We start from the raw sequence: 13918 nt of genomic DNA, 5'->3' as shown, positions 1-13918 counted from the left end.
CGCGCGTCGACCCCCACTTCAGCAAGGAACAGTCATGGCCACCGCCACCCGCAGCGATCTGCGCAACGTCGCGATCGTCGCCCACGTCGACCACGGCAAGACGACTCTCGTCGATGCCATGCTCCGTCAGACCGGCTCGTTCGGCGAGCACGCCCACGTCGAGGACCGGGCGATGGACTCGAACGACCTCGAGCGTGAGAAGGGCATCACGATCCTCGCCAAGAACACGGCGATCTCGTACAAGGGTGCTCACGCCACCGACGGCCCGATCACGATCAACGTGATCGACACCCCCGGCCACGCCGACTTCGGCGGCGAGGTCGAGCGCGGCCTCAGCATGGTCGACGGCGTCGTGCTGCTCGTCGACGCGAGCGAGGGCCCGCTGCCGCAGACCCGCTTCGTGCTCCGCAAGGCGCTCGAGGGCAAGCTCCCCGTCATCCTGCTGGTCAACAAGACCGACCGCCCCGACGCCCGCATCGACGAGGTCGTCGCCGAGAGCCAGGACCTCCTGCTCGGTCTCGCGAGCGACCTGCACGAGGACGTGCCCGACCTCGACCTCGACGCGATCCTCGACGTGCCCGTCGTCTACGCCTCCGGCCGCGCCGGTGCCGCGAGCACCAACAAGCCCGAGAACGGCTCGCTGCCCGACAACGCCGACCTCGAGCCGCTGTTCGCCGCGATCCTCGAGCACATCCCGGCTCCCACCTACGACGACGAGCACCCGCTGCAGGCTCACGTCACGAACCTCGACTCCTCGCCGTTCCTCGGCCGCATCGCGCTGCTGCGCATCTTCCACGGCGAGCTGCGCAAGGGCCAGACCGTCGCGTGGGTCAAGAACGACGGCTCGACGCAGAACGTGCGCATCACCGAGTTGCTCATGACCAAGGCGCTCGAGCGCTACCCCGCCGAGAAGGGCGGCCCCGGCGACATCGTCGCGATCGCCGGCATCGAGGACATCACTATCGGCGACACCATCGCCGACCCCGAGGACATCCGCCCGCTGCCCGCCATCACGGTCGACGACCCCGCCATCTCGATGACGATCGGCACCAACACCTCGCCGCTCGTCGGCAAGGTCAAGGGGCACAAGCTCACCGCGCGCCTCGTGAAGGAGCGCCTCGACCGCGAGCTCATCGGTAACGTCTCGATCAAGGTCGTCGACATCGGACGCCCGGATGCCTGGGAGGTGCAGGGCCGCGGCGAGCTCGCCCTCGCGATCCTCGTCGAGAACATGCGCCGCGAGGGCTTCGAGCTCACCGTCGGCAAGCCGCAGGTGGTCACCAAGACCGTCGACGGCAAGCTGCACGAGCCGTACGAGCACCTCACGATCGACGCCCCCGAGGAGTACCTCGGCGCGATCACGCAACTCATGGCCGCCCGCAAGGGCCGCATGGAGAACATGGCGAACCACGGCACCGGCTGGGTGCGCATGGAGTTCATTGTGCCCTCGCGCGGCCTCATCGGCTTCCGCACCGAGTTCCTCACGATCACCCGCGGCACCGGCATCGCCAACGCGATCTCGCACGGCTACGACGAGTGGGCCGGCACGATCACGACCCGCAACAACGGCTCGATCGTCGCCGACCGCGCCGGAGTCGTCACCCCGTTCGCGATCATCAACCTCCAGGAGCGCATGACGTTCTTCGTCAACCCGACGGAGGAGGTCTACGAGGGCATGGTCATCGGCGAGAACTCCCGCGCCGACGACATGGACGTGAACATCACCAAGGAGAAGAAGCTCACGAACATGCGGTCGTCGACGGCCGACACGTTCGAGTCGATGACCCCGTCGCGTCAGCTCTCCCTCGAGGAGTGCCTCGAGTTCGCCCGCGAGGACGAGTGCGTCGAGGTCACCCCCGAGATGGTGCGCATCCGCAAGGTCGAGCTCGACGCGAACGCCCGCGCGCGCAACGCCTCGCGCCTCAAGCGCCAGGACGCGTAACCCCTTCCCTCGACGCCCGGCCGCCCTCTCCAAGGGCCGCCGGGCGTCGTGCTGTGCGCGTTCAGGTGCCCGGGCCGGCGTCCTGGGAGAATGTCGGCCATGCGAACCCTGTTGCGCGTGACATCCGCTGCCCTGCTCTCCGCCAGCCTCGTGCTGCCGCTCGCGGCCTGCAGCGGCGGGGAGGGTCTCGTCGACAACGTCGTCGAGGGCATCGTCGGCGACCAGATCGACCAGTTCAGCGAGGGCGTTCAGGACCAGCTGCGCGACGCCCTCGGAGGCGTCGACTTCACCACCGACGGCGCCCTGCCCGACGGGTTCCCCGCCGACGTGCCGCTCGTCTCCGACGACGTCGTCCGCGGCGGGACGGCGGCGAACGGCGCCGGCTGGGCGGCGCAGGTTCGGGTCGCGGATGCTTCGGCGTTCGCCGACGCCCAGTCGCTGCTCGAGGGCGCCGGCTACACGGCATCCGGGGTCAGCGCCGACGCCGACGCGGGCTTCGGCATCTTCACGTCGACGGACTACCGCGTCGTGCTCACCGTCGCGCAGGACGGCGACGCCGTCGTGGCGACCTACGTCGTGACGCCCGCCTGATGCTCGGCGCGCACGAACGCGTGGTCTTCGTCCACGCCCACCCCGACGACGAGACGATCGTCACCGGCGGCACGATCGCGACGCTGCTCGACGCGGGCAGCGAGGTCACGGTCGTCACCTGCACGCGCGGCGAGCGCGGCGAGGTCGTCGCGGGGGAGCTCAAGCACCTCGAGGGCGACGGGCCGGCCCTCGCGGCGGAACGCGAACGCGAACTCGCCGGCGCGATGGCCGCGCTCGGCGTGACCGACCAGCGCTTCCTCGGGTCGGCCGACGCGCGCCGACCGGGTGCCGCGCCGCGCCGGTACACCGACTCGGGCATGCGCTGGGGCCCCGACGGCTTCGCGATGCCCGCCGAGGACGTGCAGCCCGACTCGCTGAGCCTCGCCGAGCTCGGCGAGGTGGCCGCGGATGTCGCGACCGTCATCGCCGACGTCGGCGCGACCGCCGTCGTCAGCTACGACTTCCGCGGCGGCTACGGACACCCCGACCACATCGCGACCCGCGAGGCCGCCGCGCACGCCGCCGAGGTGCTCGAGGTGCCGTTCTTCGAGATCGTCGAGCCCGGCACCGCCCGCGAGGACGAGGAGCTCGTCACCGTCGACGTCATGCCCGTGCTGCACCGCAAGCGCGTGGCTCTCGAGGCGCACCGCACGCAGCTCACGCTCGTCGGCGACACCATCACGATGTCGGGCGGCCAGCAGATGCCGCTCGAGACCGTCGAGCGCTTCCGCCTCGTGCGGCCCCACGACGAGGAGGACGAGGAGCAGACGCCGGCGGGCAAGGTGACCACGGGCCTCCTCGCGGGGCTCCTCGGCATCGTGTTCGGCACGCTCGGCACTTTCAGCCATCGGATCGTCACGACGATCGCGGGCGTCGACGTGCCCCTCGGGCTGGTGCTCTCGATCCTCGCCGTCGGCGGCCTGCTCGTCGCCCTGCGGCTGCTGTTCGACTCGCGGCTGTTCCCCCTCATCGCGGGCGCCGCGGCGGTCGTCGCCGTCGTCGTGCTGTCGTCGGTCGGCGGTGAGACGGCGCTCGTGCCGCTCGACGCCGCGGGCATCCTCTGGTCGATCGCGCCGATCGTGCTCACCGCGGCCGTCGTGCTGTGGGGGAGGAGGCGGAGCGACGCGTCCGCATCCGCTGTCGACCCTGCTGCCGCCCCCGCCGACGCGCCCGAGTCATCGGCTGCCGGATCCGCCGTCGGCACGAGCGGCGCCGAGCCATCCGGCCCCGAGTCATCCGCCGACAGCGCCCGCTGAACGGGCGCTCAGCCTCCGCTGACTAGAATCGGTGGAGATCTAGAAGGGGAGCACCGCCTGTGACCTACGTCATCGCCCTGCCCTGCGTGGACGTCAAGGACCGCGCCTGCATCGACGAGTGCCCGGTCGACTGCATCTACGAGGGCGACCGGATGCTCTACATCCACCCCGACGAGTGCGTCGACTGCGGTGCGTGCGAGCCCGTCTGCCCCGTCGAGGCCATCTTCTACGAGGACGACGTGCCCGACCAGTGGTCGGACTACTACAAGGCCAACGTCGAGTTCTTCGAGGACATCGGCTCGCCCGGTGGCGCCGCCAAGGTCGGCGTCATCCACAAGGACCACCCGGTCGTCAGCGCGCTGCCTCCGCAGGGCGAGAACAGCTAAGTGCTCGCGCTTCCCGACTACCCCTGGGACACGCTCGCGCCGCTCGTGCGGCTCGCGCGCTCGCACCCCGAGGGGGTCGTCGACCTGTCCGTCGGATCCCCGGTCGACCCGACGCCCGCCGTCGTCCGGGACGGGCTCGCCTCGGCGACCGACGCGCACGGCTACCCGTCGACCGCCGGCACGATCGAGCTGCAGCAGGCGATCGTCGACTGGTACGCCCGGCGGCGCGGCACCGAGGGGCTGACCCGGGCGCACGTGCTGCCGACCATCGGGTCGAAGGAGTTCATCGCGGGGCTGCCGCTCTGGCTCGGCCTCGGCGAGGGCGACACCGTGGTGCACCCGCGGATCGCCTACCCGACCTACGCGATCGGCGCGAAAATCGCGCGGGCGACCCCCGTCGCCGCCGACGACCCCGCCGACTGGCCCGACACGACGAAGCTCGTCTGGCTGAACAGCCCCGGCAACCCGGACGGGCGCATCCTGCCCGCCTCGTTCCTGCGCGACGCCGTCGCGCGAGCGCGTGAGCTCGGGGCGGTGCTCGCCTCCGACGAGTGCTACGCGGAGCTCGTCTGGAACGGGGAGGCGCCCGCCCCCGGCATCCTGGATCCGGATGTCACGGGCGGCGACTTCCGCGGCGTGCTCAGCGTCTACTCGCTGAGCAAGCAGTCGAATCTCGCGGGGTACCGCGCCGGCTTCGTCGCCGGCGACGTCGACCTCCTCTCGGGGCTGCTGACCGTGCGCAAGCACGCCGGCACGATGCCGCCCGCCCCCGTGCAGGCCGCCATGGTCGCCGCGCTAAACGACCACGAGCACGTCGCCGCGCAGCGCGCGCTCTACGCCGACCGGCGCGCGCGGCTGCTGCCCGCCGTCGAGGGGGCCGGCTTCCGCCTCGACCACAGCGAGGGCGGGCTCTACCTGTGGGCCACGCGCGGCGAGCACGCGCGCGACTCGCTGCAGTGGCTCGCGGAGCGCGGCATCCTCGCCGGTCCGGGGTTCTTCTACGGGGACGCGTCGCCCGAGCACGTGCGCTTCGCGCTCACGGCGACCGATGACGCGATCGGCACCGCGGTGGAGCGGCTCGGGACGTAGCGCTTCCGCCGTTCCCTAGGCAGCGCTGCGAGGTTGGCCATTTGCGCTCCCGGCGCGTCCCCAGGGCAGCGCTGCGAGGTGCGGAACCGGTGGCCGATTTGGGCTCGCGCCGCCTCCCGGGGGCAGCGCTGCCAGGTTCCCGGGCGCCCCCGCAGCGTCCTCCGGGCAGTGCTGCAAGGTGCGGAACCGGTGGCCGATCGGGCTCGCGCCGCGTCCCGAGGGCAGCGCTGCGAGGTGCGGAATCGGTTGCCGATCGGGCTCGCGCTCGAGGCATCCGTTGCCCTCCGCTCCTTCGGGTATCCGTTTTCCCCGTTCTGTCCTCCCGTACAGGGGTCCAGCCGTCCGCCGGTAGGCTGTCGGGGTGAGTGACGACGCCCTCAAGGCCACTCTGTCCTTCCCTGGTGGGTCGGCGGAGTTCCCGATCATCCCCTCGGTCGCCGGTGCGTCGAGCATCGACATCACCGGTCTCATGAAGAAGACCGGCTACTCGGTGCTCGACGGCGGGTTCATGAACACCGCCGCGACGAGGAGCCGGATCACCTACATCGACGGCGACCAGGGCGTGCTGCGCTACCGCGGCTACCCGATCGAGCAGGTCGCCGCGAACTCGACCTACCTCGAGGTCGCCTGGCTGCTCATCTACGGCGAGCTGCCGACGCCGTCGCAGCTCGAGGAGTTCGACGCGAAGATCCGCCGGCACACCCTCATCCACGAGGACCTGCGCCGCTTCTTCGACGCCCTGCCGCACACGGCGCACCCGATGTCGGTGCTGTCGTCGGCCGTGTCGGCGCTGTCGACGTACTACGAGGACACCCTCAACCCGAAGGACCCCGAGGCCGTCGAGCTGACGACCGTGCGGCTGCTCGCGAAGCTGCCGGTGCTCGCCGCGTACGCGCACAAGAAGAGCCTCGGCCACGCATTCATGTACCCGGACAACTCGCTCGGGTTCATCGACAACTTCCTGCGCCTCAACTTCGGCACGCACGCGGAGCCGTACGAGGTCAACCCGGTGCTCACCAAGGCGCTCGACCGCCTGCTGATCCTGCACGAGGACCACGAGCAGAACGCGTCGACCTCGACCGTGCGCCTCGTCGGTTCCACCGAGGCGAACATGTTCGCGTCGATCTCGGCCGGCATCAACGCCCTCTACGGTCCGCTGCACGGCGGCGCCAACGAGGCCGTGCTGAAGATGCTGCAGCAGATCAAGGAGTCCGGCGAGAGCGTCGAGCGCTTCGTGCAGCGGGTGAAAAACAAGGAAGACGGCATCCGTCTCATGGGCTTCGGGCACCGCGTGTACAAGAACTTCGACCCGCGCGCCCGCCTCGTGAAGGAGAGCGCTGACGAGGTGCTCGCCGCGCTCGGCGTGCAGGACGACCTGCTCGACATCGCCAAGGAGCTCGAGGCCGTCGCACTCGCCGACGACTACTTCATCGAGCGCAAGCTGTACCCGAACGTCGACTTCTACACGGGCGTCATCTACAAGGCGATGGGCTTCCCGGTGCGGATGTTCACGGTGCTCTTCGCCATCGGACGCCTTCCGGGCTGGATCGCGCACTGGCGCGAGATGAACGCGGACCCGTCCACGAAGATCGGCCGCCCGCAGCAGCTCTACGTGGGCGAGCCGGCCCGCGACTGGCCGCAGCGCTAGGGACACGCACGTCGAGGGGGCGGATGCCACGGGGCATCCGTCCCCCTTTGTGTCCGTCGAGGCGTCCGACGTGCGCGCATGGGCGCCCCTTGTGTCGCTGACCGGGCGGCCTCGTGTTCCTGCGACAGGACAAACGCGAACGACGCGCCGCTGCGCTCGCACATGCAGCGGCGTGTCACGGCAGACGTCCTGCTGAAGGAACATCGAGCGCGGCAAGGATGGCTCGCCGCACCTGCATCCACCCCTGCGTCACCTGCCGGTAGGTGAATCTCAGGACCCTGCGATCGAGCGCTGCGAGGACGGCGTCCCGGCGGCGGTCCTCCTCAAAGGCGTCTCGGTCGCCGTGGTACGCCCAGCCGTCCACCTCGATGACCAGGCGACTCTCGACAAGGAAGTCGACCCGGCCGACACCCGGCAGCGTGACCTGCAGCTCGAAGTGAAGCTCGAGCTCCTGCAGCCGGTAGCGCAGCAGGGACTCGACAATGGACTCGGATCGCGCGTCAGCGCGATCCACGATGTGGTGCAGTCGCGCGGGCAACGAATCGCGCAATTCCCGCAACCGGCTCCGATCGAGCAATCCCTCGCGGAGGGCGCTGTCGAGCGCGGCGACGGTCTGATCGGCGGGTCGGCATTTGGCCATCTGCCGTAACGCCGTGATCGTGTCGACCACCGGGCGATCGATCGTGGCGCGGTGCCAGTGCAGAACGCATGCGGGTGCCGGGGGCATAGTCCTGCCACTTCCGGTGCGCGGGACAGCGAGATGCAGTTCGTCCGTAGGCATCACCCACAACCCGTGCAGCTCTGCAGCCGTCACACAACCGATCGAAGCGCCGCTCCTGATGGCGGTAACCAGACGCTGGTCGCATCCGGGGCGGACGTACCAACCGCGGAGCACCCGACGCAGTTCTCCCGACCGAACCGCTGCCGTCAGCTCCCGCTTCGTCATTCCGCCCCGGATGAGTTCGGCCGTCGTGAACATCAGTGGCGCCCGCACGGGTCGATGGTGTGCGAGTGGGGCGGCAGGGGCGCGGTGAGGCGGGCTCGCGGTGGGATTCGTCAGCGAGATCTCGGTTGTTGAGGACCGGGCTTGGTCCTTCAGCAGGACATTTCCCGCGGACACGCGGCGGTGTCGAACTGCTGTACGGCGTGTCGTCGCACTTGTCCTGCTGAAGGAACGCGAGGAGCCAGGGGAGCGGCGGGCGGGTAGCCGCCGCGCGGGCGGCTAGGGGAGCAGCCCCGCGGCGCGGGCGGGCGCCGCGTACGCCTCGCCCAGGGACGCGATCGTCTCGTGGGCGTTCAGCCCGCTCGGATTCGGCACCACCCAGAGTTCGGCGCCCTCGAGGAGTTCCGGCTGCCGCCCCGCGCGCGCCTTCGGGCGCTCGAACGACTGGCGATAGGCCGTCACCCCGGCGACGGCGACCACGGCGGGCCGCACCCGGCGCACGGTCTCGCGCAGCCGCTCCGCCCCGGCGACGAGCTCCGACACCGCGAGCTCGTCCGCGCGCACGGTCGCCCGGTTGACGAGGTTCGTGTTGCCGATGCCGGCGTCGAGCAGCATCCGGATGTCCTCGTCGGGCAGCGGCCCGGCGAAGGCGGGCAGCCGCGGGATGATGCCCGCCGCCACCAGCGCCGGGTAGAAGCGGTTGCCCGGATGCGAGAAGTGCGTGCCCGTCGCTGCGGTCCAGAGGCTCGGGTTGATGCCCACGAAGAGCAGCCGCGTCTGCGGCCCCACCAGGTCGGGCACGGCGAGGTCGCGGTACTGCTCGAGCTCCGCGCGGGTGTAACGCCGAGCGGCCGGGACCGCGGACGAGGCAGCGCCGGTCGCCGCGCCGGGAGTGGCGGCAACCGCGTCGGCGGGAGGCACGGCGGGTGCGGGTGAGCCTGCGGCGGCAGCCGCGTCGACGGGCGGCACGCCGTGTGCGGCTGAGCCCGCGGCACGATCGACGGGCGGCACTACGGACGCCGCCGAGCCCGCGTCATCCGCCGACTCGACACCGCCCTCGTCAGACCCCACGGGGACCCCTACGCGTGCAGCGCCTCGTTCAGCGCGACCCCAGCGCCGCTGCGGGCGAGCACCTCGACCGCGCCGGAGACGGAGTTGCGGCGGAACAGCAGCCCCGGCACCCCGCTCAGCTCTACGGCCTTGACGGTGCGCGGTCCGCCCTCGGTGCCGAGCACGGTCACCTTGGTGCCGGCGGTCACGTAGAGGCCGGCCTCGACCACGGAGTCGTCGCCGATCGAGATGCCGATGCCCGAGTTCGCGCCGAGCAGCGCGCGCTCGCCGATCGTGACGCGCTCGGTGCCGCCGCCGGAGAGCGTCCCCATGATGGACGCGCCGCCGCCGATGTCCGAGCCGTCGCCGACGACGACGCCCTGCGAGATGCGGCCCTCGACCATCGACGTGCCGAGCGTGCCCGCGTTGAAGTTGACGAAGCCCTCGTGCATGACGGTGGTACCGGGGGCGAGGTGTGCGCCGAGGCGCACGCGCGAGGCATCCGCGATCCGCACGCGCTCGGGCACGACGTAGTCGAGCAGCCGCGGGAACTTGTCGACGCCGAGCACCGAGATGCCGTCGCGGCGGAGCGCCGGCACGAGTTCGGCGTAGTCCGACGGATGCATCGGGCCCGCCGTCGTCCACGCGACGATCGGCAGGTGGCCGAAGATCCCGTCGAGGTTCAGCGCGTTCGGCTGCACGAGCAGGTGGCTGAGCAGGTGCAGGCGCAGGTACGCGTCGGGCGTCGAGGCGGGCGCGGCGTCGAGGTCGATCTCGACGGTCACGAAGTCGGTGCGCACCCGGCGGCGCGCGTCGGCGACGAGGTGGCGCTCGAGCTCCGCGGGGGCGATGACGCGCTCGCGTCCCTCCGGCACGGGCCCGAGCTTCGGCTCCGGGAACCAGGTGTCGAGGATCTCTCCGCGGTCGGCGACGGTGGCGAGGCCGTAGCCCCACGCGAGGTTCTGCGTCATGCCTGCAAGGGTATCGAGCCGGGGGAGGGGCCCGAGGGCGACGGATGACGCGCGGCGGCGCCGGTCACCCCGTCGGACGCCCTCGGTAGACTCGGCCGGTGCCGATCCCCGATGCCACCCTCCCCGTGCTCGACGTCGCCGCCAGCTCGATCGAGCTGACCCGCCAGTTCTGCGACATCGAGTCGGTGTCGGGCAACGAGCGCGCGCTCGCCGACGCGATCGAGGCCGCGCTCGAGCCGTACGGCCACCTCGAGGTCATCCGCGACGGCGACGCGATCGTCGCCCGCACGAACCTCGGCCGCGACCAGCGCGTCGTGATCGCGGGGCACATCGACACGGTGCCGCTCAACGGCAACCTGCCCACGCGCTTCGAGACCGACGGTGGCGTCGAGTACCTCTGGGGCCGTGGCACCGTCGACATGAAGGCCGGCGCCGCGGTGCACCTCAAGCTCGCGGCCGAGCTGACGCAGCCCAAGGTCGACATCACGTGGGTCTGGTACGACCACGAAGAGGTCTCGGACGACCTCAACGGCCTCGGCCGCCTCGCCCGCACCCGCCCGGAGCTGCTGCACGGCGACTTCGCGATCCTCGGCGAGCCGAGCCGCGCGCAGATCGAGGGCGGCTGCAACGGCAACCTCCGCGCGGAGCTGCGGATGTTCGGCAAGCGCTCGCACAGCGCCCGCTCGTGGGTCGGCCACAACGCGATCCATGACATCGCGCCGATCCTCACGACGCTCGCCGCATACGAGGCGCGCGAAGTCGAGGTCGACGGCCTCGTCTACCGCGAAGGCCTCAACGCCGTCGGCGTCACCGGCGGCATCGCCGGCAACGTCATCCCCGACGAGGCCATGGTGCACGTCAACTACCGCTTCGCCCCGAGCCGGTCGGGCGAGGAGGCCGTCGCACACATCCGCGAGCTGTTCCCCGACGCCGAGATCACGATCGTCGACCTCGCGGAGGGCGCCCGCCCGGGCCTCGACGCCCCCGTCGCCCAGGAGTTCATCGCCGCGGTCGGCGGCACCCCCGCCCCGAAGTACGGCTGGACCGACGTCGCCCGCTTCAGCTCCCTCGGCGTCCCCGCCGTGAACTACGGCCCCGGCGACCCCTCCCTCGCGCACGCCGACGACGAGCGCGTGCCCCTCACTCAGATCACCGACGTCGAGCGCGGCCTCCGCGCCTGGCTCGCCGGCTAGCGGCACGACGAGGGCCACGGATGTCGGAGCAGAGCGCCTCCGCGGCATCCGTCGCCGCCGACCCCGGCGTGGAGCGTGCTGGGCGGCGCTGGCCGTGGTGGGTGAGGGTCGCCGCCGTGTACGCCGCGAGCCGCGTCGTGACGACCGCGCTCATGCTCGCCTTCGCGGCGCAGCAGCCGGCGAACCAGTACAGCGGGGCGAGCCCGGACTACGTCACGTTCGCCAACTACTGGGACGCCCGCTGGTACAGTGTCATCGCGTTCGGGCTGTACCCGAGCGAGCTGCCGCGCACGACGGACGGCCACGTCGAGGAGAACGCCTGGGCGTTCATGCCGGCCTACCCGCTGCTCGTGCGGGGGCTCGTCGCCGTGACGGGGCTGCCGTTCGCGACGCTCGCGGTCGCGACATCCGTGCTGTTCGGGCTGGGCTTCGCCCTGGCCGCCTACCGCCTGTTCGCGCTGCGGCTACCCGAGGGGTCGGCCCTCTTCGCCGTGGCGGTCGTGCTCGCGGCGCCGACGTCGCCCGTGCTGCAGGTCGGCTACGCGGAGTCGATGCAGTTGTTCCTGCTCGCGGTGGCCCTGTACCTGCTGCTCACGCGGCGGTATCTGCTGCTCGCGGCGGTCGTGCCGGTGCTCGCCCTCACGCGGCCGACCGGGCTCGCGCTCGCCCTCGCGCTCGGGCTGCACGTCGGCTGGCGCTGGTGGCGCGAGCGGGAGGGCTTCCCTGCGCGGGAGCGGCGGCACGCCCTCGTCGCGACCGCGGTCGCGGTGCTCTCCGGCTTCGCCTGGATGGCCGTCGCCGGCCTCGCGACCGGTGAGCTGTGGGCCTACCCCGACACGGAGCTCGCCTGGCGCAGCGACTACATCGGCCGCGTCGACCTCGTGCCGTTCGAGGGGTTCGTGCTCGGGATGCTGTGGTGGTTCGGTCCCGTTGGGGTGCCGCTGCTGGTCGCTCTCCTGGCGCTCGGCGTGGTCGTGCTGCTCCTGCCCTGGACCCGCCGGCTCGGCCCCGACCTGCGCCTCTGGGTCGGCAGCTACGGGTTGTATCTGCTCGCGGTGTTCTTCCCGCAGTCGAGTCTGTGGCGGTTGCTCATGCCCCTGTTCCCGCTCGCGGGGGCGCTCGCGGTGCCGCGGCATCCGCTCTACCGGGGAGCGCTGCTGGTGGCCGGAGTCGCCGGTCAGGCGGTCTGGCTTCACCTCTGCTGGTGGATCGACGGGGTCGACTGGACCCCGCCCTGACCCGCCGTTTTCGGCGTAGCGGCCGTATGCCCGATAATAGGAGGGCATCTCCATGAAAGGGGCACCATGGCAGCGATGAAGCCGAGGACCGGCGACGGACCGATGGAGGCCGTGAAGGAAGGCAGACTCATCATCGTGCGCGTTCCGCTCGAGGGTGGCGGACGCCTGGTGGTCTCCGTGAACGACGCCGAGGCCAAGGAGCTCCACGAGGCGCTCGGAGCCGTCGTCGGCGCGTAGCCGATCCTTCTGACAGTGGCGGCGGCCGGGTCGAGAGACCCGGCCTCCGTCCTGTCGCCCTACCCGGAATCCGGATGACGCGGGGTCGCGTCAGCCGCGTCGGTGGCGAGTTCGACGCCGTGCGCGCCGCCGCGGTCGGCTCGCTGGGTTCGCAGGTGCCTGTGTGGAGCGCGACAGTCGTTCCCGCCTGACGCGCCAGCGTGATGACGTGCCGACGTCTAGCGCTCGCGTGGACGGACGTGTCGTCTGAGAGGCGCTCCCGGGCAGCCGCAGCCGCAGCCGCGACCCCGACCGCGGGTCTAGACCCCGAGCTTGACGATCTGCAGCAGTCCGTCGCCGGCGGGCGACAGGGCGGTGAGCACGGCGGGCGATCCCGCGAGCTCCGACAGGAGGCTGCGGTAGGTCGCCGTCTCCTCGTCGCGCGCGGCGGGATTCGCGACGCGGCCGCGCCACATCGCGTGCGCCACGAGCACGAGCCCACCGGAGCGCGCGAGGCGCAGGCCGTGCTCCACGTACTCGATCGCGCAGCCGGGGTCGGCGTCGATGAAGACGATGTCGTAGCTCGACTCGTTCATGCGGGGGAGCACGGCCTTCGCGTCGCCCGTGATGAGCCGCACGCGAGTGACCGCGATGCCGGCGTCGGTGAACATGCGGCGCGCGTGCTGCTGGTGCTCGAGCTCGTTGTCGATCGAGGTGAGCGTGGCATCCGGAGCGCCCTTGAGCATCCAGAGGCCGCTCACGCCGACACCGGTGCCGATCTCGATGATCGAGCGGGCGCGGGAGGCCGCCGCGAGCACGGACAGCTGCGAGCCGACGGCGTTCGAGACGGGCTCGACGCCCAGCTCCTGGCTGGCCTGACGGGCCTGCTCGATGTGCTCGTCCTCGCCCACGAATTGCTCGGAGTAGGACCAGCTGGCGTCGATGTCTGACAAACGTGCTCTCATTGCTCCCCAAGGGTAGGCCGTACGCCTGAGGACTGAGGGTTACCCTGTTCCCGTGTCCCTGTTCGGATTGACGTTCGAGAAGCTCCTCATCATCGGGCTGATCGCCGTCTTCCTCCTGGGACCGGACCGTCTGCCGTACTACGCGCAGCAGCTCGCACGGCTCGTGAAGTCGCTGCGCGACATGGCGAACGGCGCGAAGGCACGCATGCGCGAGGAGATGGGCCCCGAGTTCGAGGACGTCGACTGGAAGAAGCTCGACCCTCGCCAGTACGACCCGCGCCGGATCATCCGCGAGGCCCTGCTCGAGGACGAGCCGGAGGCCGAGCCCGCGCCGCGGGTCGTGCGCAAGCCGATGGAGTCGGCCTACGCCAAGCGGCAGCGGATGATGAAGGAGAACGCTCCGACGCCGTTCGACTCGGAGGCGACCTGA

General features: G+C 71.2%; 14 protein-coding genes. 10 read left to right on the top strand and 4 right to left on the bottom strand.

What is annotated here, in order from left to right:
* Positions 1 to 34: 34 nt before the first annotated feature.
* From typA to JUB10_RS01135, 6 genes are all read left to right on the top strand, one after another.
* Positions 35 to 1942, top strand: a complete 1908-nt coding sequence (gene typA, locus JUB10_RS01160) for a translational GTPase TypA (RefSeq protein WP_207453491.1) — start codon at positions 35 to 37, stop codon at positions 1940 to 1942.
* A gap of 99 nt (positions 1943 to 2041) precedes the next feature.
* The gene (locus JUB10_RS01155) at positions 2042 to 2533 is read left to right on the top strand and encodes a hypothetical protein (RefSeq protein WP_207453483.1); all 492 of its coding nucleotides are present in this window, start codon (positions 2042 to 2044) and stop codon (positions 2531 to 2533) included.
* On the top strand, positions 2533 to 3789 hold the full coding sequence (locus JUB10_RS01150) for a PIG-L family deacetylase (protein ID WP_207453481.1): 1257 nt from the start codon (positions 2533 to 2535) through the stop codon (positions 3787 to 3789). The genes JUB10_RS01155 and JUB10_RS01150 overlap by 1 nt, the downstream gene beginning before the upstream one ends.
* Positions 3790 to 3848: 59 nt before the next feature.
* Positions 3849 to 4175 (top strand): ferredoxin, encoded by a 327-nt coding sequence (gene fdxA / locus JUB10_RS01145; protein WP_207453479.1) that lies wholly within the window; start codon positions 3849 to 3851, stop codon positions 4173 to 4175.
* The gene (dapC, locus tag JUB10_RS01140) at positions 4176 to 5264 is read left to right on the top strand and encodes a succinyldiaminopimelate transaminase (RefSeq protein ID WP_207453477.1); all 1089 of its coding nucleotides are present in this window, start codon (positions 4176 to 4178) and stop codon (positions 5262 to 5264) included.
* Between the two features lie 361 nt (positions 5265 to 5625).
* Positions 5626 to 6912 (top strand): citrate synthase, encoded by a 1287-nt coding sequence (locus tag JUB10_RS01135; protein ID WP_207453475.1) that lies wholly within the window; start codon positions 5626 to 5628, stop codon positions 6910 to 6912.
* 175 nt (positions 6913 to 7087) lie between these two features.
* Here the strand turns inward: JUB10_RS01135 and JUB10_RS01130 are convergent, their stop codons facing one another.
* The 3 genes from JUB10_RS01130 to dapD all read right to left on the bottom strand — a co-directional run bounded on the left by JUB10_RS01130 (position 7088) and on the right by dapD (position 9876).
* On the bottom strand, positions 7088 to 7582 hold the full coding sequence (locus JUB10_RS01130; RefSeq protein ID WP_207453465.1) for an endonuclease domain-containing protein: 495 nt from the start codon (positions 7580 to 7582) through the stop codon (positions 7088 to 7090).
* Positions 7583 to 8134: 552 nt separating this feature from the next.
* A complete protein-coding gene (locus tag JUB10_RS14980; protein WP_307859033.1) occupies positions 8135 to 8926 on the bottom strand; it encodes a mismatch-specific DNA-glycosylase in 792 nt (263 codons plus the stop codon).
* Positions 8927 to 8934: 8 nt separating this feature from the next.
* Positions 8935 to 9876 carry a 2,3,4,5-tetrahydropyridine-2,6-dicarboxylate N-succinyltransferase gene (gene dapD, locus JUB10_RS01120; RefSeq protein ID WP_207453463.1) on the bottom strand — a complete coding sequence of 314 codons (942 nt, stop codon included), beginning with the start codon at positions 9874 to 9876 and terminating at the stop codon, positions 8935 to 8937.
* A gap of 104 nt (positions 9877 to 9980) precedes the next feature.
* On the opposite strand from dapD, the gene dapE reads away from it, so the two are divergent.
* From dapE to JUB10_RS01105, 3 genes are all read left to right on the top strand, one after another.
* Positions 9981 to 11069, top strand: coding sequence for a succinyl-diaminopimelate desuccinylase (dapE, locus tag JUB10_RS01115; RefSeq protein WP_207454360.1), 1089 nt, complete (start codon positions 9981 to 9983; stop codon positions 11067 to 11069).
* Between the two features lie 20 nt (positions 11070 to 11089).
* Complete coding sequence (locus JUB10_RS01110) at positions 11090 to 12307, top strand: hypothetical protein (RefSeq protein WP_242682009.1); 1218 nt, start codon at positions 11090 to 11092, stop codon at positions 12305 to 12307.
* Positions 12308 to 12373: 66 nt separating this feature from the next.
* Positions 12374 to 12544, top strand: coding sequence for a DUF3117 domain-containing protein (locus JUB10_RS01105; RefSeq protein WP_207453461.1), 171 nt, complete (start codon positions 12374 to 12376; stop codon positions 12542 to 12544).
* Between the two features lie 299 nt (positions 12545 to 12843).
* On the opposite strand, the gene JUB10_RS01100 is transcribed toward JUB10_RS01105, so the two are convergent.
* The gene (locus JUB10_RS01100; protein WP_207453459.1) at positions 12844 to 13476 is read right to left on the bottom strand and encodes an O-methyltransferase; all 633 of its coding nucleotides are present in this window, start codon (positions 13474 to 13476) and stop codon (positions 12844 to 12846) included.
* 70 nt (positions 13477 to 13546) lie between these two features.
* Between JUB10_RS01100 and JUB10_RS01095 the strand changes: the two genes are divergently transcribed.
* Positions 13547 to 13918: a sec-independent translocase gene (locus JUB10_RS01095; RefSeq protein ID WP_207454358.1), complete on the top strand. Its 372-nt coding sequence runs from the start codon at positions 13547 to 13549 to the stop codon at positions 13916 to 13918.

This window comes from Desertivibrio insolitus (genome assembly GCF_017355965.1).
Taxonomy (GTDB): domain Bacteria; phylum Actinomycetota; class Actinomycetes; order Actinomycetales; family Microbacteriaceae; genus JAFIQW01.
This window is presented reverse-complemented; position numbering and strand designations above follow the sequence as displayed.

What these genes read in the sequence shown, in the direction of transcription:
- typA (WP_207453491.1), top strand. Translation starts at nt 35, where the DNA reads ATGGCCACCGCCACCCGCAGCGATCTGCGCAACGTCGCGATCGTCGCC.
- JUB10_RS01155 (WP_207453483.1), top strand. Translation starts at nt 2,042, where the DNA reads ATGCGAACCCTGTTGCGCGTGACATCCGCTGCCCTGCTCTCCGCCAGC.
- JUB10_RS01150 (WP_207453481.1), top strand. Translation starts at nt 2,533, where the DNA reads ATGCTCGGCGCGCACGAACGCGTGGTCTTCGTCCACGCCCACCCCGAC.
- dapD (WP_207453463.1), bottom strand. Translation starts at nt 9,876, where the DNA reads ATGACGCAGAACCTCGCGTGGGGCTACGGCCTCGCCACCGTCGCCGAC.
- JUB10_RS01110 (WP_242682009.1), top strand. Translation starts at nt 11,090, where the DNA reads ATGTCGGAGCAGAGCGCCTCCGCGGCATCCGTCGCCGCCGACCCCGGC.
- JUB10_RS01105 (WP_207453461.1), top strand. Translation starts at nt 12,374, where the DNA reads ATGGCAGCGATGAAGCCGAGGACCGGCGACGGACCGATGGAGGCCGTG.